Origin of the sequence: Hanstruepera ponticola, assembly GCF_012931685.1 — a bacterium.
Classification (GTDB): domain Bacteria; phylum Bacteroidota; class Bacteroidia; order Flavobacteriales; family Flavobacteriaceae; genus Hanstruepera; species Hanstruepera ponticola.
On record NZ_JABANC010000002.1, the window covers coordinates 352044 to 375743 of the forward strand.

General features: G+C 33.3%; 24 protein-coding genes. All 24 read right to left on the reverse strand.

Going from position 1 to position 23700, the window contains the following annotated elements; genetic code table 11:
• Positions 1–26: 26 nt before the first annotated feature.
• Positions 27–1136 (reverse strand): glycosyltransferase, encoded by a 1110-nt coding sequence (locus HGK31_RS07475; RefSeq protein WP_191859180.1) that lies wholly within the window; start codon positions 1134–1136, stop codon positions 27–29.
• Positions 1133–1705 (reverse strand): serine acetyltransferase, encoded by a 573-nt coding sequence (locus tag HGK31_RS07480; RefSeq protein ID WP_223115317.1) that lies wholly within the window; start codon positions 1703–1705, stop codon positions 1133–1135. Before HGK31_RS07480 ends, HGK31_RS07475 begins: the two co-directional genes overlap by 4 nt.
• A complete protein-coding gene (locus tag HGK31_RS07485; RefSeq protein ID WP_191859181.1) occupies positions 1689–2711 on the reverse strand; it encodes a glycosyltransferase family 2 protein in 1023 nt (340 codons plus the stop codon). The genes HGK31_RS07480 and HGK31_RS07485 overlap by 17 nt, the downstream gene beginning before the upstream one ends.
• Complete coding sequence (locus HGK31_RS07490; RefSeq protein ID WP_191859182.1) at positions 2708–4102, reverse strand: asparagine synthase-related protein; 1395 nt, start codon at positions 4100–4102, stop codon at positions 2708–2710. Before HGK31_RS07490 ends, HGK31_RS07485 begins: the two co-directional genes overlap by 4 nt.
• A gap of 105 nt (positions 4103–4207) precedes the next feature.
• Positions 4208–5245, reverse strand: coding sequence for a glycosyltransferase family 4 protein (locus HGK31_RS07495; protein ID WP_191859183.1), 1038 nt, complete (start codon positions 5243–5245; stop codon positions 4208–4210).
• A 17-nt stretch (positions 5246–5262) separates the two neighbouring features.
• Positions 5263–6402, reverse strand: coding sequence for a glycosyltransferase family 4 protein (locus HGK31_RS07500; RefSeq protein ID WP_191859184.1), 1140 nt, complete (start codon positions 6400–6402; stop codon positions 5263–5265).
• Complete coding sequence (locus HGK31_RS07505) at positions 6396–7181, reverse strand: sulfotransferase family 2 domain-containing protein (RefSeq protein ID WP_191859185.1); 786 nt, start codon at positions 7179–7181, stop codon at positions 6396–6398. Before HGK31_RS07505 ends, HGK31_RS07500 begins: the two co-directional genes overlap by 7 nt.
• Positions 7178–8188 carry an acyltransferase family protein gene (locus HGK31_RS07510; RefSeq protein WP_191859186.1) on the reverse strand — a complete coding sequence of 337 codons (1011 nt, stop codon included), beginning with the start codon at positions 8186–8188 and terminating at the stop codon, positions 7178–7180. The genes HGK31_RS07505 and HGK31_RS07510 overlap by 4 nt, the downstream gene beginning before the upstream one ends.
• A 20-nt stretch (positions 8189–8208) precedes the next feature.
• Positions 8209–8937: a class I SAM-dependent methyltransferase gene (locus tag HGK31_RS07515; protein WP_191859187.1), complete on the reverse strand. Its 729-nt coding sequence runs from the start codon at positions 8935–8937 to the stop codon at positions 8209–8211.
• A gap of 95 nt (positions 8938–9032) precedes the next feature.
• Positions 9033–10007: a glycosyltransferase family 2 protein gene (locus tag HGK31_RS07520; protein ID WP_223115318.1), complete on the reverse strand. Its 975-nt coding sequence runs from the start codon at positions 10005–10007 to the stop codon at positions 9033–9035.
• Between the two features lie 55 nt (positions 10008–10062).
• Positions 10063–10959, reverse strand: a complete 897-nt coding sequence (locus tag HGK31_RS07525) for a sulfotransferase (protein WP_191859188.1) — start codon at positions 10957–10959, stop codon at positions 10063–10065.
• Positions 10960–10997: 38 nt separating this feature from the next.
• Entirely contained in the window at positions 10998–11804 is an 807-nt protein-coding gene (locus HGK31_RS07530; protein ID WP_191859189.1) for a glycosyltransferase family 2 protein, read from the reverse strand.
• 66 nt (positions 11805–11870) lie between these two features.
• A complete protein-coding gene (gene fcl / locus HGK31_RS07535; protein WP_191859190.1) occupies positions 11871–12797 on the reverse strand; it encodes a GDP-L-fucose synthase in 927 nt (308 codons plus the stop codon).
• Positions 12790–13917, reverse strand: a complete 1128-nt coding sequence (gene gmd, locus HGK31_RS07540) for a GDP-mannose 4,6-dehydratase (RefSeq protein WP_191859191.1) — start codon at positions 13915–13917, stop codon at positions 12790–12792. Before gmd ends, fcl begins: the two co-directional genes overlap by 8 nt.
• On the reverse strand, positions 13914–14822 hold the full coding sequence (locus tag HGK31_RS07545) for a glycosyltransferase family 2 protein (protein ID WP_191859192.1): 909 nt from the start codon (positions 14820–14822) through the stop codon (positions 13914–13916). Before HGK31_RS07545 ends, gmd begins: the two co-directional genes overlap by 4 nt.
• Positions 14823–14825: 3 nt before the next feature.
• Positions 14826–15566, reverse strand: coding sequence for an FkbM family methyltransferase (locus HGK31_RS07550; RefSeq protein WP_191859193.1), 741 nt, complete (start codon positions 15564–15566; stop codon positions 14826–14828).
• Positions 15567–15577: 11 nt separating this feature from the next.
• Complete coding sequence (locus HGK31_RS07555) at positions 15578–16828, reverse strand: glycosyltransferase family 4 protein (protein WP_191859194.1); 1251 nt, start codon at positions 16826–16828, stop codon at positions 15578–15580.
• Positions 16829–17587, reverse strand: coding sequence for a class I SAM-dependent DNA methyltransferase (locus HGK31_RS07560; protein WP_191859195.1), 759 nt, complete (start codon positions 17585–17587; stop codon positions 16829–16831).
• Entirely contained in the window at positions 17580–18692 is a 1113-nt protein-coding gene (locus tag HGK31_RS07565) for a DegT/DnrJ/EryC1/StrS family aminotransferase (RefSeq protein ID WP_191859196.1), read from the reverse strand. The genes HGK31_RS07560 and HGK31_RS07565 overlap by 8 nt, the downstream gene beginning before the upstream one ends.
• Positions 18689–19000, reverse strand: coding sequence for a cupin domain-containing protein (locus HGK31_RS07570; protein ID WP_223115319.1), 312 nt, complete (start codon positions 18998–19000; stop codon positions 18689–18691). The genes HGK31_RS07565 and HGK31_RS07570 overlap by 4 nt, the downstream gene beginning before the upstream one ends.
• A 118-nt stretch (positions 19001–19118) precedes the next feature.
• Positions 19119–20087, reverse strand: coding sequence for a sulfotransferase family protein (locus HGK31_RS07575; protein WP_191859198.1), 969 nt, complete (start codon positions 20085–20087; stop codon positions 19119–19121).
• A 4-nt stretch (positions 20088–20091) separates the two neighbouring features.
• The gene (locus HGK31_RS07580) at positions 20092–21345 is read right to left on the reverse strand and encodes an ABC transporter ATP-binding protein (RefSeq protein ID WP_191859199.1); all 1254 of its coding nucleotides are present in this window, start codon (positions 21343–21345) and stop codon (positions 20092–20094) included.
• Between the two features lie 60 nt (positions 21346–21405).
• A complete protein-coding gene (locus HGK31_RS07585; RefSeq protein ID WP_191859200.1) occupies positions 21406–22272 on the reverse strand; it encodes an ABC transporter permease in 867 nt (288 codons plus the stop codon).
• Positions 22273–22563: 291 nt separating this feature from the next.
• Positions 22564–23532, reverse strand: a complete 969-nt coding sequence (locus tag HGK31_RS07590; protein WP_191859201.1) for an SDR family oxidoreductase — start codon at positions 23530–23532, stop codon at positions 22564–22566.
• Positions 23533–23700: the final 168 nt, after the last annotated feature.

Sequence of the window (23700 nt, forward strand, 5' to 3'; positions counted from 1 at the left end):
CATATATATTCTAACATTCAGCTTTATTAACCAACCAGTTTTAAATAAAGTGATTGATGGTTGTTTAAGAAATCTTCAATAGAGAACACATCAACGACACGAAGCCGCATTTTTTGAGCCAAATCAACTTTGTCCTCTTGAGACATCCCTTTAATAGCTTGTATTTTATAGGATAGAGCTTTAACATCTCCTGCTTGAAACAAACAACTAGGAAATGGTTCCAAAATATCATGGATACCAGATACATCTGACCCCAATACTATGCGTTCCATGGCCATGGCCTCTAAAGGTGCATTAGGAATACCCTCACGCCTACCTTCATCTTTTGTTGGAATAACAAATAAATTTGCTAACGCCAAGTAAGGCTTAACGTCCAATTGTTTCCCAATAAATGTAATGGCCTCGTCTTTCTGGTATCGAGCCTTAAGCTTTAAACCATAATCATTATTATGGTCACCAACTATTAATACTTTTATACGGCTTTCATTAAGTATTAGTGCAGCTTCTATTAAGTCCTCTATCCCCTTAACTGGAACCAAATTGGCTACAGAAACTATTACAAAATCATCTGCCTCAATACCAAGTTGATTTCTCAAAGGTACAGATGCAGGCATAGGTACAAATGTTTTGGTGTCAATGGCTAAAGGAAATTTAACTGCTTTGTCGTGCATTTTTGAAAAGTACTTAACCATCATATCCTGATTGACTACAATAACGCTACTACTTAAAAAGGACTTCCATTTCCAAAAACGACTCTCCCAACCCATAGCTTTTTTTGTATACACATAAGGAATTCCGGCCATTTTAGCTGCTAAAGCCTCTGAAAAATCAGAGCTCCAGTGCCACGAATGGATAACATCATACGCCTGTCTTTTAAAAAACTGTTTAATGCGTTGTGTTCTAAAAAAAAAAGTAGTCCAAGGCCTGTAAGCAGTCGTAAAAGGAAACAAATGTATGGGAACTCCTAATGATTCAACTTCTTTGAAAAAGGTACCTTTATTATGAAAACAACATATTTCAGGTTCGAAAATGGTCTTGTCGAGTCCCTTTACCAAATCATACACTGATCGACCACTTCCAGCTGTATTAAAGTTAGGAATAGTATATAAAACACGAATGCGTTTTTTATGTTTCATAATTTCTTAATTATTTTTGCTGGATTACCTGCTATCACGCAATTAGATGGAACGTCTTTTACAACTACTGAACCAGCCCCAATTATCACGTTATTACCAATGGTGATATTACCAATAATAACCACTTGAGCACCTACCGTTACGTCATGACCTATACTGGGAATTAAACTATTGTCATTACGCTTATTTCCAATGGTTAGTCCATTTCTAAACTGAAAATTTCTACCAATAGATTTTGCATTAATTACACTGGCAAATGGATGATAACAACTCAAGCCCCCATCTATTTGCGTACTTTTAAATATCTTACAATGAAAATCTTTTGTAAAAAAGCGCTTAAACAAATGAGCTTGTCCCTTCAAGCGCCAAAAAAACAGAAAAGCATATTCTGGATAATAATGCATTAAATGACTAAATTGTTTTTTTATGGGCTTATCAATCAAATTGCTACCTCTTATCAATATATTCTGTTGGACATCCTCTTGAATAACAACGTTCCCCAATACATATTTACGATATAAAAAGAAAAGAAATAATTTCCTGATCAAATGCTTAAAAAGTCGCCTCATGGTCATTTAATTTTACTTCATTTTTCAAATGCTTATCTGAATACCAGTCTGACAAATAATACACATAAAATTTTAAAAGAATTGTCATTGGTAAAAATACCAAAATAACCAAATAAGTATGAATTAAAAAAGGAAGTTTAAGTGGTGACACTTCAGCTTTTAAGTTTTGTAATCTTATTTTCCGGTTTGTGAAGCCCTGTGTACGACAAATAATTTTGCCCATCATACGATAAAGTTCCAAAAATAATATTTTGGTATATTCTCTAGGAACTTTATGATTAAAATAAAATGGCAAATGCTCCAAGGTAAAACGTTTCCATGTGTGAAAAACCATTTCATTATTAATTTTTGCACTTTGATTTGTGGAGCTTACATGCCTAAAATACAAATAAATATACATGTCTAAAAAGGCTACATTACAAAGCATTCCCAACTTAATATCAAATGCTGTGTCTTCACCTATCAATAAAGATTCATTATAGAGCCCTATTGACTTAAAAACATCTTTTCTATACAAAAAGGCAGGTGGTCCAACCACATTGGCCAAACTTGAAAACCAATACAAACCCCAAAATGGTTTTTCTTTAATTATGACTTCATGGGTTTCATTATCTGGTTTAACTGTTTTTAAAATACTCTTTTGCGATTTAACCATTTTACCAAATACTGCATCCAAACTAGGTGAAGCATCCAACACAGTAATCATCTTTTGTAATGCACCTGGATAAATCTCATCATCAACATCAAATATATAAACATAGTCCCCTTTAGCAGAAGCTATACCCTTATTTCTAGCAGCTGAAGCACCTTGTTTTGTTTGATCGAGCAATATTACGCGTTGATCTTCAAGCTGAAGTTTCTTTATTATTTCAATTGAATTGTCAGCTGAATTATTATCCACATATAGCAACTCAAAATCATCAATATCTTGACTCAAAATTGAGTGATACGATTTAAGTATGAATTCAGCACCGTTATAAACCGGAATAACAACAGAGAGTTTCATATACCATTGTTGTTAAAGTGTTTATGCCACAGTGATAAAGTTAACAACATACTTACAGCATGCGAATACCCTACACGATCAATAGTCTTAAAATTGGAGTAAACTTCTGCAATGAGCGTTTTGGGTATCCAACTGTTAAAATCAGCATCAAATAGATAATGTTCTAACTCTTTTTTATTTACCTTACCTTCAAATTGTAATTCCCAGTTTCTTTGAACATAGGGTCTTCCTAATAACCCCTGAAGTTCTCTTTTTAATTTACTTTTTACACGATATAATAAATTATTAGGCAACTTATTTTTATGATAATTAGTTAAATTATACGGCTTGTGGTCTTGCCAAGTTATATGCGCCAATGCGGTATCTTGCTTAAGATGAGCAATTTGCAACTTTCTATCGGCAAGAAATACTTCGGGAATAGTACAAATAAACTCTAGCATTCTATTATCATAATAAGGCAATGTAATAGGATGAACAGATTCGAAAATGCTTAAATTAGTTGTTGTCCATCGGTGAGCCCACTGACTGGTTTTGAAGGCACGTACTTTTGCGCTTAAATTATCTATGGAAATAGTGTTTAAAGAATTCTCAATACGACCAACCAAATAATCTTTAAAGTTACCAGTTAGCCCCCAAACTCCCCATAATTTTTCTGCAAGTTCAAATCCTTTAGGCTTTACCATTTTCTTATATAACATAGGTACAACGTCTGTTTCAGAAGTACCAGCTGGAACACCCCGGTCAAACAGGACATCACCCCAATGACCAAGAGAGAAAACACCTTGCATATTTTTGTAATCCTGCAAGATGGCCATTTGCCTTGGATGGGTAAATTCAGAATGGCATCCGTTTATTAGTGCTAAATCATCAATACAATCCCATAAATAGCCTTCCTTTATTAAAAAATGTTGAAATGAGAAATTACAAGTTTCAGCAATCTGCTTGGCTATTTGATGCTCTGGATAACCACCTGAAAAACTATAGCTATATGCCTGAACAGAAACACCTAAATCTTTTAACACCTTGGCCTGACTCCTACTATCCAAGCCACCTGAAATAGGCAATATAACTGATCTGTCGGCAACCTGGTCATTCATTACCTTCGTCAACAAAGCAACATATTCTTCCAAAGCCGTTTCAAATGTAATCGCTCGGGGTGAATAATGCCATTCAAACCAAGGACTACTACTAGTTAAAAATCCCTCATCATCAAATTTATGAATATGCGCAGGCAAAAGACAAACCTCATCTTTCCAAAAAGTATCTTGATCCAAAAAAAAACCAGTTGCCAAAAACACACAAATAGCTTCATGATGCAAGGCATGAGCCTCTTTTATTTTAGCAAACTGTTGTTGTGTAGGTAATATTTGTGTTGTAATAGTCTGACTCATGGTTTAAGGCTCTAATATAGTAAATCCGATTAGTACCCAAATACAAAAAAATAATATATTACCGAAAAACAAGACAAACAAAACTGGTATTTTAAATAATTTAAGTTAGGAAACCCTACTCGTAATAGAACTATGGAATTTCCGCACTTGTTCAGAAACAATCGTCCAATCATAACCAAGGGCTTTTAATCTGGCCAAACCAGACAGCTCCTGTAGTACATTGAAATCATCTAAAAGCCTTATAATTTCAGTAATCATACAATCATAGTCTCCACTTGGGGCCAGCATACTTTTTGTCCCATCTAAATATGTAGCATTGCCACCTACATCTGTAGTTATTACAGGTAATCCACACGCCAGCCCCTCTAAAATAGAATTACAGGCTGTACTATCCAATAATGGAATGAACAAGATACTAGCTTCTTGATATTCCTTTAGAAGTAAGCAATCATCAATATCTGTAAGTATCTGAACACATGAATGTGATACAATTTTCTTTTGGTAGGCCGGATGAATTACCACATGAACTGATAAATCTTTAACCAATTCCGCCAAACGAATTACACAGTGGTTAAAAGCATCAAAATCACGCAAATGTTGCCCAACAAACAACAATCTATTGGGTTTCCTTAAAGATGTGTTTGGTCTAAAAAAATGGGTATTAACTCCATGAGGGATATAAACAACTTGGTCTATATCAAAACGTTCTTTAATATAGTCAACTTGATTAGAACCTACAGTCACGGCACCATGAAGTTGCTTTATAAACTTTGTATTTTTAATTTGTTTATTTAAAACGGTAGGTGGTTTGTGAAACGTACCACAAAAAACAGTTTGTTTAAACTGCTTTTTAAAAGTCATGATATACCTTATATCGCGCTCTGCGTTTAAATAATGAACTACATTTTTAGATTGTGAATGAGCACGTAACTTTTTATAAAGTTCAAACTCTTTCAAAACACTATCTGAATTATAAATACCATACATGTCATTAGTCATGTTAGCCAATAACTTGGCAAGCTTGTAAGGTATAGCTGGTTTACCATCAATACAGTGTGCCTGATCATAATGATCCATCAATCGTGCATAACCAGAGTTTTGTGCGTGGTGTTTTGACCTATGATGTACAAAAAATGTATTCAAATTAAAATATTTAAAAATTAATTAAAAGCACTGGCTATTATTTCTTTTAAGCATTGGGTAGTATAGGTCAAACTCCACTTTTCCTGAACTAACATAACACTATTTTTGGCTAATGTTGCTACGGTCTCTGGCGAGTTTAAAAGATTATAAACGGTATCATTAAAGCTAGCTGGGACACATAATTTACCAGTTACACCATCAACAACAATTTCATCGGGACCACCAGAACCCTTTAAAGCTACAACAGGAGTACCACAAGCCATTGCCTCAACCATGACCATCCCAAAAGACTCATGTTTACTTGGTAATAATAATATAGTTGCACGCTGATAATAAGGAATTAAATCTGTTTGACTTAAAGAACCCAAAAAAGTAACAAACTTCTCCAGTTTAAAGCTATGTATTAATGTCTTTAGTTCTCCTAAATACGCTGGGTCACTTATGGGACCAATTATGTTCAGTGTTGCCGATTCACCTTTAACATTAACAATATGATGTAAAGATTCAATGCTTTTTTCTAGTTGCTTTAAACGCGATATTCTGCCAACGTACAAAAGCTGATTAGTATTTGAATTAAAACGTAATGGTTTAAACAAGTTGGTATCCACACCCAATGGCAAAACGTAAATATTTAAATTTCTAAAAACATCTGTTTTTTGTAATGCCTGTTTCTGTAACTGTGTATGCACAATGATACATTGCGCATTCTTGTAATACAGGACTGTGTTGCTATGATAATCTAAATTCATACCACCAATCATAGCAATATAAGGTTTAGATTGCCTTACCAACAGTTTAGCTAGCTTAAATACATAGGGACTTCCATGACCAGACATATTAATTATAGTCAAATCAGGAGGCTGCATGCTAGTGGCTAGATAATGAATTTGAGAATGTTGTTTACGCCAACCATGACGTTGACGTAGTATAGGATATGTTATAGGCCAAAAACATTTTTTAATGTTGGCAATTGTCTTGGTATAAGGCAAAAACCTTCCAGTAAAATAATCTATTCGTATATGATAACCAGTACTGTCACCAATGCTTCGCAGAGCGTTTTCATGCGGTTTACTATGGTAATAATATAAATCAGTGGGCTTCAAGCCAATGGCCTGTGCCGAAAAAGGGTGAAGCAATCGTATGGTTCTAGCTACCAAGTTTTTAATTTAAATAATACCTTCTCTATTTTGGAAAGTTTTGAATTATTGACCACTGTTATTTCATTAAACAACTTTAAATCGTATTGAATAACCTCTTCTAACAAACTCTCATTTAAGTTTTTTGTAACTGTACCATAGGGTTTAGCAACATTTTTTCGTTCATAACCTAATTGACTCCATTTGAATTCTTTAAACATATACATTAAAGCTTTATCAAAGTTTTCTTGACTAAAAAACGTAATATTAGGCATATTTCCTAAAGCTCTTTGATACAGTTTATTTGATACTTCTGTGCGTTCATGTAAATAAAAATCATAAGGTCCAGCAATTTGTCGTGTCATAATATTATCAAGATGGTCATTCAAAACCAATTCTAAATAATAATTAATATCAAACTGTTTCTCACGAAGCTGATCGTAAAAGAATCTACCTGGTTTACAATGTTCATTATAATCAGAAATCAAACGTTCTTTAGGTTCTCTAACAAATGAAATGTAACGAACCGTTGTATCATAAGCATGATGAAACCCATACCCTACATGCCCTCCAATAAAAGCAGGCTTATCTAAACTTGAACTATCCAGCATCATATTTAAAGTTTGTGGTGCTGAATAATACCCACCTGGTAGCCTAATGGCTGATTGATGGGGCAACATGTTTAAATCAAGTTCTGATAAATTATTCAACTTTGGTTTTAAAAAACTAGCATGGTTCTTTTTAACCACTTCATAAAATGTAGTTCCTGCCGTTTTGGGTATGTGAATAAAGAAAATCAAGTCAGTGTTTTTTTTATTTTCTCTTTAATTTTATTTACCCTAGAATCAACTAAATGAACTATTATAAAATTGAATACGAACAGTAAAATAAAATATAAAGGTAATCCAATAAAATTGATCTTAAAACTATTATCAAAAACTCCAATGCCTATAATTCCAGAATATAAAATTGCAACAAAAAAATGTGATAAGTATAACGGATAGCTGTACTGACCTAAATACGAATCGTAGTTGAACTTTTTTTTGTTTTTTGGCTTTAAATTAAAAAGTAAATATATTATCAACAATGATAAAAACATATTAAGATATATGGAGATATCATTTACAATTAAATTCAATTCGTTACTGTAAAGCCCATTTAATATAAATATTAAATAAAGAATTATTGGGTAATAGATATAAGCCTTAAACTTTAATCTATCTTTATACCAATAAAGACTGGCACCTAATGCAAACGGTAACGAAGAAGCTGGAATTGCACTATATCTATATGTTGGGATATCATAAAATAAATAAGTCGCTACAAAATATAACACACTTAAAAACAACCAAATTAATGTCCTTTTTTTGGATTTTGAAATTCCAATTGAAATTAATAAGTAAAACGTCAGTTCATTTGTTAATGCCCAAGAGGGAGGGACAAGCCTAGGTTCTACTTGATGTGGTATGATTTTAGGATAATACATTGTAATATTATACACCCATTCCAATAAATTGTTTGGGTAGAAAATTGCTTTATGTCTAATAATATCATTAAAAAAATACAAAGTAATCATAGTGAAAATCATAATTACTATATAAACCGGATAAAGTCTTAAAGCCCTATTCAACCAAAAAACCTTAAAGCCACTTACTTTATATCCATAGGTATTATGCATTATATAAGTCATTAAAAAACCTGAAAGTATAAAAAAGAAAGAAACAGAATAGTTTCCTAAAGTTGGAATATTAAAAATATGCAACAATATTACATTTATGGCTAATAGCGTTCTTAAGGTTCCAAACATTAATTAATGAATATTGTTTACTATTCAAAAAGGTTTAAATCATCTACTCTCCAAAGCCCGAGGGATTTATCACTATACTTGGGGTTATTGTATTGCTCGCTTATAAGGTGTAGTGGCTGGCAAAAGTTAAAAGGCGGTTTTTCAAGGTTTAAGGCACGCCAGTGACCAGTACTAATGTCTGTATTTACCGTATGCTCTGGAAACGTCGTGGTCAGTAAATACGTGCATCCGGAGTTTTTGATGTTTTGCAAAGCCTTAAAAATATCATGATTTGAAAGGTGTACCAGACAATCTCTGTTAATTAAAATATCTGATTTTGGAAGTGGGTCACTAGTTAAATCCAACACTTTAAATTGCAACGCAGGATTATGACTAAATGCTTTGGTATTAGTAACAATCAAATCATCTACAATATCACCACCTATATAACTTGCTCCATGTAGGTTAGCATACTGCATCCAAGCAAAGTCACCACAGGGAATATCTAAAACCGAATGGATGTTCATTTGCTTTATAAGCGCTCCAATTTCTTCAACAACAACTTTGGTATGAACCAAATCCGATCCTCCGCCCGAAATACTCTCTTCACCATTCCAATAATTTGTATTATAGATATAGGTAAAAGTATCCTTGGCTGTTTTTCCATCAAACCGAATGCGCTTTTTTTGGGCACGTGCTCTATTTTTAAGAAAACGCCAATAGCGCCTCTTAAGGCTCAAAGGGACCAATTGCTTAAATGATTCTAACATAACACTCGCTTTGCTTGCAATATAAATAATTTTATAAAGTAACCGTACTAATTATTTGGTTTAATACCACACTCACACCCAATCTACCTTATGAGTTACATAGCTTTTTTTAATAATAGCTTTAGTCGCGCTCTCATAAAATAAGGGCGTCCTTTATATAAAACAGTTCTGTAAAAAAAAGATATGAATTCACTTACTGTACTGAATCGTTTATTAAATAATCCGGATTGATAAATTTTTTTTAGTAATTCCTTTAATTGTTGGTAATACCCATAATCAATACTCAAAAAATAAAAACCCAGTATAAAATTGATAATATGTGGTTTGTTTTGAGGCGTAAAAACAGAGTTAAAATAATGCGCTAATAGTTTTATTTGATCTACGTATAACAATCCAGTCCTTTTATTCATTTTAGTTGCGTTTTGATTATGCAACCGCATATAGTTTAGGGGTTTAGGCAAATAATAAATTGGGCTTTTTAATGCCAAACCTAAATAAACAAACACGTCACCAGCATTGTGCATCTGACTTAAAACTTCAAAATTCAACTCAAAAAGGGATTCTTTTCTAAACAAAACACTACTCGCGTTTACAATAACCAAATGCTCCAGTAAATAAGCAGCACAGTTATCACTTGTTATCTCACGACTCTGCTGACCCAATGCCTGCAATAGTGGCTTACTTTTAGATACCTGGCCTGTAATATGCCCACCATCATTAACCTTAAATGAATCAGAAAAAACCATACCGTATTTGGTGTTGCTTTCTAGAAAAGCTACGGTTTCTTCCAAAAACTTAAAATCAGCATAATCATCACTTTCAGCTATCCAAATATATTTGCCTTTAGCCAATGTTATACCAGTAATCCATTGTTTAAAAACAGAGCCAGAGTTCCGATTGTTTGCAACAAATTGAGATACTTTCGGGTGACTCCTATACGGTTCCAAAACATTTAAACTCTTATCTGAAGAGAAATCATCCAAAATAATTACTTCAAAATTCTGATATGACTGATTAAAAATACTATCCAATCGTTCCTGAAGGTAAGCACAATGGTTATAATTGGGCAAAATTATGGAAACCTTTATGTGTTTAGCAGAATTCAAATGACGTTTTTAAATTTGTTTACCAATCTTGGTCTGTATAAAAATTTAACCAAATCTTTTTTGTTTCTTTTTTTATTAATGCTATCTCACTATCAGTTAATCGCTCTTTCCACGTATAGATATTTTTTTTAGCATCTCTGGAAAAATCACCTTTATTCTTCGATGTTGTTGTTTTTAATATTTCATCTTTAACTTCTTGGTTGAATTTTAAACCAAATTGAGTGAAAATCTCTTGATATTTAGCAATGGGATCTTTAGAAAGATCTTCATGTTTAATAAAAATCCAATCTGAATTATTGTAGTAGGTTTTCTGTAATTTATTAACATAAGAATAAATACAATTCCATAATAAAATACCCGTAGTAATCAAATCTTTTTTGGAAAGCTCCTTCTCAATTTCAATTTTAAATTCATCCAAATGATCATCCATCAATGCCTGTTGCTCTAGAAAATTATTAAAATCAAAATGCCAATTTGCAATTTTAATGCTGGCAACAAAAGCCGCAGGATGTCTAATAGAAACTAAAACTTGGGTATCTAATTCCTTGTAAAGCCATTCTGCTGACATTACAGCTATTGGGTCTTTAAATAAAGGCCTACATAAAAAACAATTTAATTCATAAAGCAATGCCTGTTTTATTTGCCATTTGAATTTTACATTACATAATGCTTTGAATAAACGTGAGCCACTAAAGTTTGTAAAAGACATCAAATAATTCTTTATACTTTCTTGTTCAATGTTTGATGTTTCTGAATTGACATATTGAAACCAATGGTCAATGGGAGACGTTCTATATTTGGCTTTATTAAACGGCTCATGAATGTACTGAAGCTCTTTAGAAACACTTAATATTTTACCTATCCAAGTAGATCCAGACCTGTGGATTCCTGTAATGAGTATAGGTTTATTTTTCATCTTTTAAAGGAGTCTTAATGCGAGTTCAACAATATACATTATAAAAATTTGCTTTTTAATTTTAAACAGCACCATACAATTCCATAAAATAGAACCTTATCAATCCGTTTTTTGGCATAACTTTGCTTAACAATCTTTGATACAATAGGGATTAAATTATTTACAGGTATGCTAAACATACCATACTTAAACAATATTTCATTTTTTAAATCCAAAAACTTCTCATCTCTATTATGTGTACTATAGCCATCGTCAGCATATTCTGCAATGGTTACTTCAATGTATTGATGTGGTATCTTGCGGTTATAAAACCATCTAATATTATGGTGCCAATCGGCAACAGACGTATAACTGGTATCAAAATTGCCTATTTTATCAAAAACATGTTTCTTTACAAATATGGCTTGGTGACAAATGTTTTTACGTGTCAGTTTTAAACAATCAAATTCCCCATCATAAAGACCGTTAAAACCATCTGACTGCACTTGACCATAAACAACTTCATAAGAAGTATTAACAATAAAGCTATGAACAGATTCCAATACTTGATTATCAAATAAATAATCATCACTACCTAAAAAGTACAACCATTCCCCTTTTGCTAAAACAATACCCTTATTCATGGCATCATAAATCCCTGAATCGGGTTCTGAAACCAGGCTGACAGAAGGATTTTTTACTTTAAAAGCTTCAACAATAGCACACGTGCTATCGGTTGATAGACCATCCATTATTAAAATTTCATAATTTTCAAATGACTGCTCTAAAATACTTTCAAGCGCCCTTGCCAAAGTAGCTTCAGAATTATAGGTAGGGATTATTATGGAAAATACCGGTTTTTTCAACTGTTGGTATGAAAATAAATACTATAAGATTGTAACAAATATAAGATTCATAACCAAACAAAAGTATTAAGTAGGTATAAACCTTGTTTTATAAACCGATTCAATACCCGAAACAAGCTCAATTTGGTGTCGCCATCCCAGATCATGAATCTTACTGACGTCCAATAATTTTCTGGGAGTGCCATCTGGTTTGTTGCTATTCCATACAATAGAACCCTTGAAACCAACAATTTCCTTGATAATTTCAGCTAATTCCTTAATAGATAAATCAGTTCCTGTGCCTACATTAATTGGTGCGCCATCAGAATACTGTTCCATTAAAAAACAACAAGCCGAAGCCAAATCATCAACATGCAAAAACTCGCGTTTAGGAGTCCCAGTACCCCAAACCTCTACAGTGGGTGAATCAGCCTCTTTGGCTTCGTGAAACTTCCGCAATAATGCAGGTAGCACATGTGAAGTCTTTAAATCAAAATTATCATTGGGACCATATAAGTTTGTGGGCATCACCGAAATAAAATCACAACCGTACTGTCTTCTATAGTTTTCGCATAACTTCACGCCAGCTATTTTGGCAATGGCATAGGGTTCGTTGGTAGGTTCTAAAGCCCCTGTAAGCATACTGGATTCCTCAATGGGCTGATTGGCAAACTTTGGATAAATACATGATGAACCCAAAAACAAAAGTTTTGTAACATTGTACTCATAACTCGCATGAATAACATTTGAAGCCATCATAAGATTATCATATAAAAATTCAGCCCTAAAAGTATTGTTAGCTTGAATCCCACCTACTTTTGCAGCTGCCAAAAAAACATAGTCAGGCTTTTCGACTTCAAAAAAATCCCGAACAGCTTCTTGATGTATTAGGTTTAATTCTTTTGAGTTTCTAACTACGATATTTTTAAAGCCATCTGCCTGAAGCTGTCTTAAAATCGCAGACCCAACCATACCTGTATGTCCAGCAATATATATTTTAGCTGTTTTATTCATACTTAAACGCCGATTTTTTGTCCTCACTATCAAAACCACCTGCACTTAAATGGGAATGGCGTTTACAGTGTTCCAAGTCACAAGCCATCATTTCGGTTATTAATTGTTGTAAATTATATTTTGGCTGCCATTTTAAAAGATTATGACATTTACTGGCATCACCTACCAACAAATCAACTTCTGTAGGTCGGTAATAATTAGGATCAACTCTTACTACAATATCACCAGTATTTAATTGATAATCTGGATGATCACAATTATCAACAACAGCTACTTCTTCTGCTCCTTCACCTTTAAATATGAGACTTACACCTACCTCTTTAAAAGCCTTTATTACAAACTCACGAACGGTAGTCGTAACACCTGTCGCAATCACATAATCACGAGGTTCGTCTTGTTGTAGCATGAGCCACATAGCTTCAACATAATCCTTGGCATGACCCCAATCACGTTTAGCATCCAAATTACCTAAATACAGAACATCTTGTTGTTTTAAAGCTATCCTGCTGGCGGCACGGGTGATTTTACGCGACACAAAGGTTTCCCCTCGTAAGGGCGATTCATGATTAAATAAGATACCATTACATGCAAACATGTTATAGGCCTCCCTGTAATTTACCGTTATCCAATAGGCATAAAGCTTGGCAACACCATATGGTGAACGTGGGTAAAATGGCGTGGTTTCGCTTTGAGGGGTTTCTTGCACCAAACCATATAACTCAGACGTTGAAGCCTGATAAATTTTGGTTTTTTCAACGAGCCCTAATAAACGAACCGCTTCTAAAATACGTAAGGTTCCCAATCCATCTACATTAGCTGTATATTCAGGCATATCAAAACTCACTTTTACATGACTCATGGCACCCAAATTATAAATCTCATCGGGTTGAACTTCTTGAATAATTCGTGTTAAATTCATAGAGTCACTCAAATCACCATAATGTAATGTAAACCGAATATGATCCTCATGTGGGTCTTGGTACAAATGGTCTATCCGGTCTGTATTCAATAATGAAGCGCGGCGTTTTACACCGTGTACTATATAACCTTTAGCCAATAAAAATTCAGCCAGATAGGCACCATCTTGACCAGTTATTCCTGTTATCAATGCTATTTTCATTGCTCTGTTCTTTCTTTTTGTAATAATCTATTGTCTCGCAAACTATATTGCTGCTTATCATGCAAATAGCGAATATCTAAACCTTCTATATTCAGCAGTTTATAACGCTTACTCTCTAAATAATTGAGGTTAAATAGTCGCAACTTACTCAATAATCTAATAAAAAAACTAATCCAACGTATTTTTTTTAAAGCCAACTTTTCAGCTTGATTTTGTGAATACGAAACCACAATATCAAATACTTCCTCATTATAAGTGTCATAGTGCAATGCGGATAACTGCCCTGGCCGTTTCCTGAAAGCACCTAAAGGAATAGCCACATAATACAATCTGGCATGTTGAAAAAATCGAAACCACAGTTCAAAATCGCCTGCTAATTTTAGATTAGTATTTATTTTGGCACCTGAAGCTTCCCAAAGACTACGACGCCAAAAGGTCGATTCTTGTTGTATCCATCTATAATCGCCATTTAGTAAAGTTATCAGACTAAATCGCTTGGGAAATTGAGTACTTATAATATATCCCTTCAAATCAATTACAGTATTCAAGCCCTGCAACCAATTTACCTGGGGTAAATCGGTAAATAATTTTGAAAGGGTCAACAAGGCTTTTGGCAACAAAATATCATCACTATTTATCCAGCCCATAATATCTCCTGTTGCGTGTTCAAAGCCTTTGTTCAAAGCATCGTACATCCCTTCATCGGGTTCACTTACGTAAGTGCTTAAGTGTTCTTCATAGGCTTTTATAATTTCCAATGTGCCATCCGTACTACCACCATCAATAATGATATACTCTAAATTGGGATAATCTTGCGTAATAACTGATTGTATTGTAGCTTCAATATAATCCACCTGATTATATACAGGTGTGACAAGTGATATTTTTGGATAACTGTTATACAAACTTTATTGGTATGAATGATGTGTAAAAGCCTTATCAGTCTTTTTAACAAAAAATGTGTCCATTTGCCAAAAAGAGTGGTCATAAGTTCTTAAGGTAAAATCAACCATTTCAATAGGATAAAAACCCAAGGTTTCCATATACTGACACATCTCATAATACCGCAAGCTATTAGAGGTTAGCTGATAGTTATAGGTTTCTATAATAACCAACGACGCTTCTTGCAATATAGCTGTAGCTCCTTCCAATATTGGAACTTCAAAACCATGGGTGTCCAGTTTTAACAAATAAGGGGGTTCCAATCCGCGACGCACAACTTCATTATCAAGTGATATAGCTGCGACTTCATGGTTATTATTTAACGGGTCTATAGAAGCTAAACCACCAAATAAATCGGCATTATCAAAATACACGGTACCATCTTCAGGTCCTGCAGCAGCTATGGTGTAAACTGCATGTGGACGACTCTTACAATAAACTTCCAACTTATTTTGGTGTTCCTGTTGGGCTTCTACTAGTAAATAATGGGCATCAGGATAGCTTTGGGCACAAAGTTTAGACCACCTACCATCAGACGCTCCAACATCTATTACGGTTTTAACTGATAAACCTCGCGCTAAACAGCGCTGTAAACCACCTGCCATGGTAAATGATTTATTGACATTAACGTTGCCAGTCTTAAGAGACCTCCGCCTTAACTCCAGCCCAAATTGAGCCAATAATTTGTTTAAAACATTCTTAATCATTCATCAACATGTTAATACTCTATTTCATCTATATAGTTCCAACAATTTCTATAATTACTGATTTCTAATAAATTTTCATCTAATATATTCATTGATTTTTTTTCCTCAAAAACACTTGAAGAAAGCTCTAAATGAGCTCTTGCCAGTAACGCGTTTCTATAATCCGCATCTGTAATTTTAATCATAGCACTATAAATGTCATCAGATAATAATGGGTTGAAGTATAGTGCCCCATCTCCCATTTGCTCTTTATGGCCTTCAATATCAGAACAAAGTACTGGGCAATCTAAAGCTCTAGCTTCTAACAAAGGCATATTAGTAGGCCCTAAACATGTTGGCATAACTAATGCTAAAGCATTTCTGTACAAAGTATTCATATCATCTAGTTCAACAAATCCTAAATATTTAACTGAGTTCGTTAGCTCCTCTTTTTCTATTAAACTTAAAATATAGTTTAAGTTTCCTTTATCACTCCCAGTCAAAACTAATTTCACATCCTTTTCTATTGAAGAAAAAAGCTTAAAACCTTGAATTAAATTATAATGGTTTTTGTGTGCCCAAAATTGAGCAGGGTAAAAAAAGTATTTTTGAGATTTTAAACCAAGTTTAGAAAGTATCTTGGTCTGAATATCAAAACTTAAATCAAGATGAATAACTTTACCAGGAAAAATGGGTGTTACAAATATTCTGGCTTCATTAACATTCAAGTAATTTGTTACTTCTCTTTTTCCAGATTCAGATTCAACAAAAATAGCTAATGCTTTTTTAAATGTAGTATGATACCATTTTTCTCTTTTAGCAAAACTTGCATCATTGCTCACTTCCGGGAATGCATACATACTCAAATGACCTAAATCCCAATTGGTAGTTATAAAAGGAAAGTTTTGCACACTCTGCATAGTTTGAAACAAATAATATATAACATGAACATGGTTAATCTGTAATTCATTTATTTCGGCTGCATTAACCTTTTTTTTATGTTTATTTTTGAGTCTGACAGAAATATTATTGAAAATATTGATTTTACTAAAAAAACCAATAAGTATTTTATGAAAAAATGGCATTTTTAATTCTGATCGTGAGTTTAGAATTAAAACTGGTTTTTTATACTTCGCCTTTAAAGGTTTTCTGGCCAAAAAAATTAATTCTAAATCTTTTGAGAACTCTTTCTCATCAATAAGTTCAACCAATCTATCAGAGTAGGAGAAACCTCCTCCAACTTGTTTATCTATATCTTCATTGAGCCAAACTGCTACTTTCATCTAGATTTTTTTTGCTATGACAACTGCATTCCAGCAAGAGTCATTAGGTTTATCAAAAGTCATCCATTCAAAAAAATCTGCCATTTTAAAGCCTGAACTTTCCAAATAAAATGCTAATTCTTTAATAAAAAAATAGCGCATTGAGTGTTTTTCTTTTATACTTTCTGATGAACCTGAATATTTATCCAATATGTCAATTTCATAATTCACATCTACAACATTCTCATTTATAAAGAGTCTTGGCAAAGCCTTTCGCTTTACCACAATCTTATTATTTTCTAACTCCTTAATTCGCATTTCAGGACGTTCAGTCAATACGCCAGGGCCATACCAAAAATCAAAAATAAACAAGCCTTGATTTTCTAAATGATTATAAGCCGTTTCAAAAGATTTTAATAATTCAATATTGGTATTCTGATAACTTATTACATGAAATAATGATGTCACTAAATCATAAGTCTTATTTGAGTTAAATTCAATTATATCATCAACATAAAAGTTAAGTAGTTGATTATTTCCAAAAGTATTTTCAGCCTGTTCAATCATCCTTGTCGAAGCATCTACCCCATCCACATTACAACCTAATTTGGATAACAAATTAGCATGAATACCCGTTCCACATCCTAAATCCAATACATTTTTTAAGGGAGAAAGACTATGACGTTCAAACAGCTGGAGAATATAGTTGACTTCAGATTGATAATCTTTGTCTTCGTATAAAAGGTTATAATATGCTGCATAAAGATTAAATCTATCCATTGTTATCAGCCGCTTTTAATAAATGCTCTGAAACTTCATCAATTTCTGAATCACTTAATCCTAAACCTGAAGGAATATAAAAACCGTTTCTTGCCATTCTTTCAGCATTTGGGTAGGATTCTCCCAAAAACAAACCTTTTGAGTTAAAAACTGGTTGCTCATGCATACACCAAAAAAATGGACGAGTTCCTATTTTATGTGAATTTAATCTTTTTTGAATGGTCAAAGACAAATCCTCACTTTCTGCAACCATACCAAAAACCCAATAGATATTTTCAGAATACAGCGTAGAATCCAAAGGTAATTGAAGACCTTTAATATACTTCAAGTTATCTTGATACCTATGGCCTATATGTCGCTTCCTTTCAATTATATAATCAATTTGTTCTAATTGAGCCACACCTAGAGCCGCTTGCATATTGGTCATCCTATAATTCCAACCAATCTCTCTATGAACAAACCGACGCTCTGCTATAAAACATAAGTTTCTTAATTGCCTACAACGTTCTGCTAATTCATTATTATTTGTCAAAACCATACCTCCTTCACCAGTCGTAATGTGCTTATTGGGGTAAAAACTAAAAATACTAATATCACCAAAGCTACCACACTTCTTTCCATTATAAGTTTGACCGTGCATTTCAGCTGCATCTTCAATAATTTTTAAGTTATATTTCTTTGCAAGGTCTAAAATTGGTTGAACATCTACAGGTAATCCATAAATATGGACTATTAATATAGCCTTGGTTTTAGCGGTTATTTTGGGCTCTATTTGGTTTACATGCATGTTCCAAGTGTTTGGGTCAGAATCAATTAATACTGGAACTAATTTTTCGTTATATATAGATTGAATAGGAGAAATAATAGTAAAAGTAGGAACTATAACTTCGGACCCTTCTTCTAAATTTAGGGCGCGCACTGCTATGTCCAAGGCGGCCGAACCATTACTTACAGCAATACCATGACTCATACCAATATACTTTGAAAAGTCATCTTCAAACCGCTTAACAAATGGTCCTTCAGAAGATATCCAACCAGAATCTATACACTCATTAAGATATTTTTTTTCATTCCCTTTAAGTAGTGGCGTATTTACTGGAATCATTTGTATTTGATATTTTCTTTACTTACCGGAGTAAATCTAGTTTTATCTTTATCTCCCGAATAAGGTCCTTGTTTGACTTCAATTATCTCACTTGTCTCTAGCATGCAAAATCCATGACCTCCTGATGCCAATAAAATAACATCACCTTTTTTAACTATTCTACTTTCTAAATATACTTTATCATCATTATAAAAGTCAACACGTACCCTACCTGACTTAATAAAAAGAACTTCTTGTGTCCATACAACCTGTCTTTCAACCGGATTATGTACATGGGGTTCAATAAAGTAATCTTTTTCACGTTTCATGTAACCCAGCTGTTGAGAAAAATCATTTGGAGTAAAAAAAGAGATGCCCTCCTTTTCATATGATGATTTAACAAGTATTCCCAATAGTTGATTATTATACTTTATTTCTTCAATCATTTTATTCTCTTTGAAGTTTTAAAATCAAACGTTTCTTAATAAGTCTTCCCAAACTCAATTCCTCATCCTTTTTTGTTAAAAGCTCAAAACTAGAATTAAATATATAACTTTTTTTAGGCTTATGTTTTTTTAAATTTGTAATAATTGTATTTAAATCGTATTCAAAATAATCAGGATTACTTTTCTGCAGCTCTTTTAAATAACCCAAAGCTAGTTCTTTCTTTTGACTTGTGTCAATTATTTTTTTCCAACTATCAATATAATTATCTGTAGCTTGTTGATGCTTTTTTAAGCTTTTGGTATCTATAGATTTTGTTTCACTAAATGTCTCTTCAAGATTATAGGTCAACATATTTTTAGGAACTTCCAAAGACAAGTAATTGAAAATTTTTTTTAGCTCAAGCTCAGGATTCTTAACCAATTTCTCATACTCAATTAAAATATGTTTATTGTGTTTATTAGCAAAATTGCTTATGTTTTTTGGAGCTAAAAACAAATCATCCGTTCTGTCTGATGATGATAAAAACTTAAAGTATTTTCCTTTAAAGTTATAATCGAGCATAGAAGCAAAAACAGATAAGGGGTTTCTAACTAAAAATACGTATTTGGCATTTGGGAATAATTCATTTAAATCTTCCAATATGTGGTAATATCTAGGTGTTTTATCTAAAAAATAGCCTTTAAACGGCTTCCTAATATTATAAGTTTCTAAAGCAAGTTCTTTTATTTGACTTTTAAAATCTTTTAAACCATTGTCAGTCAATTCCAAAAATGAGGTGAAATTGGAAGCAGCAAAATTAGGATTATAACTAGAAGAAATAGATGTACTTTTATAGGTATGAATTAATGAAAGCATCATCCAAGGTTCAGGTACCGAAAAAATTTGCTCACTATTAAGTAACAATTGTTGAAGCAATGATGACCCAGAACGTGGTTGAGATATTAAAAACAATAATTGATTTTCTTGCATAAATCTAGTTAATTAATCTCCAGTCACAATCAATTATGACACAACCAATATCATCATTAAAATGATTTTGAAATTTTGTTCCTGTTTCTTCAATTGAGAAGTTTACAATATTATCTAATTTCCTAATAATATATTTTTTAAATACATGATATCCTACTGTAATGTTATAATTGTTAGGAGAAAGTAACAAACTAGGTATAGTAACCTTGAAAACGTACACCCCTTCAGAATCAATATAATCAATTAAATTAATATTCGTTGAAAAAACGATTCTTTCAGATTTGTCAATTACTTTAAAACCTAACCTCGCTTTTAAGTCATTTGAAGCAACTTTTAGTTTAAATTCAATGTCAATAGCATCAGAAAAAGAAAAAACATTACTTGGAATACCTTCTTTTTTCACAACTATTTCTAAAATGTCTGACTCTTTAATTTGATTATCATTTATAAATTGATAAGAATTATTTTGTGAATTAATCTGTAAATAATAATCCACAGCCTCATCAGTATTACCCTCAAAAACTGTTGTTCCATGCTCTAATACCATAGCCCGTGTACACAAACTTTTTACCGCTGCCATATTATGACTTACAAACAATACCGTACGCCCATCTCCTTTGCTGATGTCCTGCATTTTACCCACGGCTTTTTTTTGGAATTCGGCATCCCCTACAGCCAGTACCTCATCAACCACCAAAATATCGGGCTCCAAATGCGCCGCAACCGCAAAAGCCAATCGTACACGCATCCCAGAACTATATCGCTTCACAGGTGTATCTACATAACGCTCACAACCACTAAAGGCAATGATTTCACTTTCTTTTGCCTTAATTTCAGATTTAGTCATCCCCAAAATAGCGCCGTTCAAATATATGTTTTCCCTGCCAGTTAATTCTGGGTGAAACCCCGTCCCAACTTCCAGTAAACTGGCAATACGACCTTTAGTTTTTATGTCGCCTGTGGTAGGACTTGTAACTCGTGATAGTATTTTTAACAAGGTACTCTTACCTGCGCCATTTTTGCCAATAATTCCAAGCACCTCCCCCTTATGCACCTCAAAATTAATGTCCTGCAGCGCCCAAACATAATCACTATCAGCTTTGGCACTTCTATCATTTACAGAACCTACTTTCAAATAAGGATCTTCCTTTCCGCGCACCCGATACCACCAACGGTTTAAATCATGGCTTATAGTACCTGTACCCACCAATCCAAGACGGTATTGCTTACTAATATGTTCAGCTTTGAGAATAACCATAAATACGCTTTGTTCTATTTTTTATTTGCAATTCAATTTTTTCTTACTCTCCACTAACTACTAAACGGTATCCACAAATATTTTCTCTGTTCTATTAAAAATAATCAGCCCAAACAAAAATACTATAACGCTTATTATTAAGGTGTAAATAAATCCAACCCAGCTAAAATACCCCATTCCTAGTAGCATATATCTAAACCCTTCAACAATTTGTGTCACTGGATTATAAATAACAAATTGAGCCACAATCTCTGGAAACTTACTTTGAGCTTCTGAAACAGGATAAGGTACAGCAGACATATACATTAATAACTGAACCCCAAAACCAACCAAAACATTTAAATCTCGATATTTAGTAGTCATAGATGAGATAATCATCCCAAGACCAAGCCCTAACAAAGCCATCATTATAACATAAATAGGAAACAAAAGTAAGCTTGTATTAATAGTCAAAACGAAACCATTAAAACAATAATAAATTAAAAACCCAATAAAAATAACTAGCTGTATTCCAAATTTCAATAGATTAGAAATGGTAACAGACATGGGCATAATAACTCTTGGAAAATAAACCTTCCCAAAAATATTAGCGTTTACTGTAAACGTACTTGAAGTTTTAGTCAAACATTCCCTAAAATAATTCCAAGCCGTAATACCAGCAAGATTAAATAAAAACGGTGGAACACTTCCTGTTTGTATATTCCCAAGGCTATTAAAAACAAGAGTGAAAATTACCGAAGTAAATAAGGGTTGTATAACATACCATAATGGTCCCAATACCGTTTGTTTGTAAACCGTAACAATATCACGCTTTACAAACAAAATTAACAAATCACGATAACGCCAAATTTCCTTAAAATTTAAGTCTATAAGCTTACGTTTTGAGGAAATGGTATATAGCCATTGATCGTTATCTGGAGTACTCAAATTAACGGGTGTTTTTGGTTAGGGCTAATATAAAGAATGCCATTTTAACAACAAAGCATAATAAAGAACTAATATTTAAAAACGCCTCTGTAATTGCGAGCTATAAACTAGATGGCAATCCATTTTCATACTAAACTCTTGTATTGAGCTCGTCAACATCTGTTTCGCAAACCCAATGCGTCACTTCAAGTGATTTGCTGATTCATTAGTAACAGCAAATAGTATCGAGAAACAATTCCAAAATACATACTATGACAAAAAAACCATCTCCTTACTGCGACTCACTAATAACTACTTATTAAAAAAATCCCAAGTCAATTTCAAACCCTCACGAACCGAAATTTGTGGCTCATAACCCAACAGGTCATGGGCTTTAGAGATATCAGCCAAACTATCACGAACATCACCTTGGCGTGGCGGTCCATAGGTAGCTTTTAAATCAGAATGGGCAGCTAACTGTAAAGATTCCCACAAATAATTAACTGAAATACGTTCACCACAGGCCACATTAAAAACCTGATTGCGAGCTTTATCATCAGCAAAAAAGCCTTTTATATTAGCTTGTACAGCATTGTCAACATAGGTAAAATCACGTGTTTGCTCACCATCACCATTAATTTTAGGCGACTGGTTGTCTTTTAACGCTTGCATAAATAAAGGTATAACTGCAGCATAAGCACCATTGGGACTCTGCTTAGGGCCAAACACATTGAAATAGCGTAATCCAATAACATCTGTCCCATAGGTTTTACCAAATACATCAGCATACAATTCATTAACATATTTGGTAACAGCATATGGAGACAAAGGCTTACCAATGGTATCTTCTATTTTGGGCAGGTTTTTACTATCGCCATAAGTAGAACTGGAAGCAGCATAAACCATACGTTTAACAGACTTTGAATCCTTTAACGCTATCATCATATTTAAAAACCCAGATATATTAACAGCATTGGTAGTAACTGGATCATTTATGGAGCGTGGAACAGAACCCAGTGCAGCTTGGTGCGAAACATAGTTCATACCATCCATAGCTTCATGACAGGTATTCAAATCACGTATATCGCCTTCTAGCAGTTCAAATGAAGGATTATTCATAAACTCGGTAAGGTTTTCACGATAGCCATTAGAAAAATCATCAAGCACACGGACTTTTTGCGCACCATGTTGCAAAAGATAGCCAACTAGATTGCTTCCGATAAAGCCTCCGCCTCCGGTTACTAAAAAATTAAGTCTAGATAAGTCGGTTGAATGATACATGCTTTCGTAAATAAAGTTCAGGTTATGATGTAAAAATAAAACTAATTATAGGATTACAAACGAAATAATGAGCTAATTAGACAAACCGATAAGCCTAATCGGGTAACGGTATTAAAATGTAAGTGTCATTGCGAGCAGAGCGAAGCAATCTCATATTCGATAGATTGA

Coding starts and splice junctions, on each gene's coding strand:
- HGK31_RS07480 (WP_223115317.1), bottom strand. CDS start 1,705: ATGAGGCGACTTTTTAAGCATTTGATCAGGAAATTATTTCTTTTCTTT.
- HGK31_RS07565 (WP_191859196.1), bottom strand. CDS start 18,692: ATGATTCCAGTAAATACGCCACTACTTAAAGGGAATGAAAAAAAATAT.
- HGK31_RS07490 (WP_191859182.1), bottom strand. CDS start 4,102: ATGAGTCAGACTATTACAACACAAATATTACCTACACAACAACAGTTT.
- HGK31_RS07485 (WP_191859181.1), bottom strand. CDS start 2,711: ATGAAACTCTCTGTTGTTATTCCGGTTTATAACGGTGCTGAATTCATA.
- HGK31_RS07570 (WP_223115319.1), bottom strand. CDS start 19,000: ATGAAACGTGAAAAAGATTACTTTATTGAACCCCATGTACATAATCCG.
- HGK31_RS07590 (WP_191859201.1), bottom strand. CDS start 23,532: ATGTATCATTCAACCGACTTATCTAGACTTAATTTTTTAGTAACCGGA.
- HGK31_RS07475 (WP_191859180.1), bottom strand. CDS start 1,136: ATGAAACATAAAAAACGCATTCGTGTTTTATATACTATTCCTAACTTT.
- HGK31_RS07550 (WP_191859193.1), bottom strand. CDS start 15,566: ATGATTAAGAATGTTTTAAACAAATTATTGGCTCAATTTGGGCTGGAG.
- HGK31_RS07575 (WP_191859198.1), bottom strand. CDS start 20,087: ATGCAAGAAAATCAATTATTGTTTTTAATATCTCAACCACGTTCTGGG.
- gmd (WP_191859191.1), bottom strand. CDS start 13,917: ATGAAAATAGCATTGATAACAGGAATAACTGGTCAAGATGGTGCCTAT.
- HGK31_RS07560 (WP_191859195.1), bottom strand. CDS start 17,587: ATGGATAGATTTAATCTTTATGCAGCATATTATAACCTTTTATACGAA.
- HGK31_RS07525 (WP_191859188.1), bottom strand. CDS start 10,959: ATGAAAAATAAACCTATACTCATTACAGGAATCCACAGGTCTGGATCT.
- HGK31_RS07515 (WP_191859187.1), bottom strand. CDS start 8,937: ATGTTAGAATCATTTAAGCAATTGGTCCCTTTGAGCCTTAAGAGGCGC.
- fcl (WP_191859190.1), bottom strand. CDS start 12,797: ATGAATAAAACAGCTAAAATATATATTGCTGGACATACAGGTATGGTT.
- HGK31_RS07580 (WP_191859199.1), bottom strand. CDS start 21,345: ATGGTTATTCTCAAAGCTGAACATATTAGTAAGCAATACCGTCTTGGA.
- HGK31_RS07510 (WP_191859186.1), bottom strand. CDS start 8,188: ATGTTTGGAACCTTAAGAACGCTATTAGCCATAAATGTAATATTGTTG.
- HGK31_RS07555 (WP_191859194.1), bottom strand. CDS start 16,828: ATGAAAGTAGCAGTTTGGCTCAATGAAGATATAGATAAACAAGTTGGA.